The sequence below is a fragment of the Actinocrinis sp. genome (assembly GCF_035946395.1).
GTDB lineage: Bacteria > Actinomycetota > Actinomycetes > Streptomycetales > Catenulisporaceae > Actinocrinis.
Map to the genome: position 1 here is coordinate 1 of NZ_DASYZI010000380.1, position 2,899 is coordinate 2,899.

General features: G+C 71.3%; 2 protein-coding genes. Both read right to left on the bottom strand.

The genetic code is table 11. From position 1 onward, the window contains the following. Positions 1–136: 136 nt before the first annotated feature. Entirely contained in the window at positions 137–955 is an 819-nt protein-coding gene (locus VGS97_RS23665) for an SAM-dependent methyltransferase (protein WP_326855835.1), read from the bottom strand. A gap of 91 nt (positions 956–1,046) precedes the next feature. Beyond that, a partial coding sequence (locus VGS97_RS23670) for a tetratricopeptide repeat protein (RefSeq protein ID WP_326855836.1) occupies positions 1,047–2,899 on the bottom strand: 1,853 nt, incomplete at its 5' end.

Here is a 2,899-nt window from a genome sequence, read left to right on the forward strand (position 1 = left end):
GGTCGCGGCGCCTGTCACGCACGCTCGCCGCGTTGTCGGTTCGCCCCCAGACAACCAGTCTGGAGGCGAACCTCCGCCTTGCGATCGCACGCGCCATGCGCCGCGCCCTGAACCGACCCGACTTCTCAAACACCCCCTAGCTCTTGCGGCCGACCGCGGCGTACGAGGCGAAACGCTCGGGGTGCGGCTCGTCGTGCTCCCGCGGACCCGGCCGCCACAGTGGCAGGAACACCACACCGGGCTGCATGAGGTCGAAGCCGTTGAACATGCCGCTGATCTCCTGCCGGGAGCGCCAGTACATCGGCTCCGGCGAATTCGCGTTCCACATCTCCAGCATCGCGATGGTCTCGGCCGGTTGCGCGTCGTTGGTGGCGTGCTGGACCGCCATGAAGCTGCCCGGCGCGAGCGCGCCGCGCAGTGTGCTGATGATGTCCGGGGGGTCGTATTCGTCGGGGACGAAGTGGAGCACGCCGCACAGCAGCAGCCCGATCGGCTGGTCGAAGTCGAGCACGGCACGCACCTGCTCGTCGGTGAGGATGTCCTTGGGCGCGCGCAGGTCGCCGCGTACCGCGAAAGCGTGCGGGTCGTCGCGCAGCATGGCCTGGCTGTGCGCCACTGCGACAGGGTCGTGATCCACGTAGACCACCGTCGCGTCACGGTGCACCGCGCGAGCCACCTCGTGCACCGCGCCCACGGTCGGGATGCCGGACCCGATGTCAAGGAACTGTTTCACGCCGGCCTGCGCGATCTCCTCGGCGGCCCGGCGCAGGAAGATCCGCACCGACCGGGCCAGCTCCGGCATGTCCGGCTTCATCGCTATCGCGGCGTCGGCGACCCGCCGGTCGACCGCGAAGTTGTGCGATCCACCAAGAAAGTAGTCCCACACGCGCGCCGCGCTCGGCACGTTGAGGTCGATCGTGGTCGGAGCCCACTCGGGCCTCGCCGTATCCGTCACGTCTCGCTCCTCCCGTCCGCTACTTGCTCTACGCAACCACGAGGGCACTATACGCGACGTACGTCGCCGCGCACCCCGGTGTTGTGAATCGTCACAGCCGCGCCATGGCCAGCCCGGCCAGCCTCGCGCGCAACTCGGCCGCCTGGTAGACGTCCCGGATCTCGTCGAACAGGGCCGCCGAGGCGTACCAGCAGCGCGCCGCCTCGGCCGGATCGCCGTGGCTCAGCGCCGCGCGTCCGAGGTAATCCAGCGCCCACGCCTGAGTGTGCTGGTCGGCGGACCGCTCGCCGACCTCGATGGCCTGCCGGAAGTGCGTCCAGGCCTGCGCGAACGTGGAGGTCGCCGCGACGGCGCGGCCCAGGTGGCACAGGGCCATCGCCTCGCCGCGTTGGTTGCCCGCGGCGCGGCTGAGCGCCACCGCGGTCGGTGCGATCACGAGTACGTCGGTGAAGCGTCCCATTTCGCAGTAGGTCTCGGCCAGGTTGTTCAGGACGACGCCCTCGCCTCGCCGGTCACCGATGGCGCGATACACGTCGAGCGCTTCGTCGTAGCGCAGCACCGCGGCGTCCAGGTGACGGGTTTCCAGGCTCAGGTTGCCCATCGCGTTGAGGATCGCGGCTTCTCCGCGGCGTTCGCCCAGCTCACGCCACAGCCGCTGCGCGCGCCGGTAATACTCGTCCGCCTCGTGGAAGCGACGCGGATAGTAGTAGGCCGAGCCGAGGCTGGTGAGGATCGCCGCCTCGCCGTGTTCGTCGCCGCAGCGGCGCGCCGCGTCCAGGCCGATCCGGTGCGTGCCGAGCCATTGCTCCCAGGAGCGGCGCAGGTCGAAGTAGCCGGCGAGGGCCCAGGCCAGGCGCCACGCGGCCGCGTCGTCACCGACGCTGGTCGCGAGTGCCGTGACGGGGACCAGGTTGTCGCACTCGGCGTCGCACCAGCGCACCGCGTCGTCGTAGTCTGCCAGTCCGGGCTCGGCGGCGGTCGTGCTCGCGTCCAGCGAAGCGCGGAAACGCTGCGGGGACAGCAGAAGGTCGGCCTCGACGGCGGTGGCCAGGTACCAGGCGACCAGCCGCGCAGCCGCCGCCAGGACGTCGTCCTGCGCGACGCACAACTCGGTGGCGTAGATGCGCAGCAGGTCATGGAAGCGGAACCGGTCCGGTCCCGCGGCCAGCTCGATCAGGTGGCAGTCCACCAGCCGATCCATCAGCCGGCGTGTCGCCTCGATCGGCCGTCCGGCGAGCGCGGCCGCCGCGGCGAGCGAGAAGTCGCGGCCGGGATGTACGCTCACCAGCCGGAACAGGCGCGCGGCCGCCGGATCCAGGGTCCGGTACGTCCAGGAGAACACGGCGCGCACGCCGGTGTCGGCGTCGTCGGTGGCCAGCAGGTCGAGCGTGGCTTGTCCGCTGTCGAGGGCCTTGATCAGGTCGAGGAGCGCGGCGTGGTCCTCGACCCGCTCGGCCGCGATGCGCAGCGCCAGCGGCAGGCCGCCGCACAGCTGGGCCAGCTCGCCGAGTGGCTCGGCGTCGTGTCCGGCTTCCAGGCCGCAGGTCCGGACCAGCAGATCGATCGCGGCCCGCCGGTCGAGCGTGCCGAGGGTGATCCGTCGCGCGCCGTCCCGGGCGACCAGCCCCCGCAGATGACGGCGACTGGTGACCACGACGAAGCAGCCCGCCGTCCCCGGCAGCAGGGCCCTTACCTGGCTCGCGGACGCGGCGTTGTCCAGCACGATCAGCATGCGACGGTTGGACAGCACGCTGCGATAGGCGCCGGCCAGCTCGTCAGCGTCGGCGTCGAAGCGGCCGGGATCGGCGCCGAGCGCACGCAGGAAGCGGCCCAGCGCCGTCGTCGCGGGCAGCGGCGGCTGGCTCACGTCGAAGCCGCGCAGGTCGACATAGAGGTTGCCGTCGGGGTAGAGGTGAGCGACCGAGTGCGCGAACCGGACGGCCA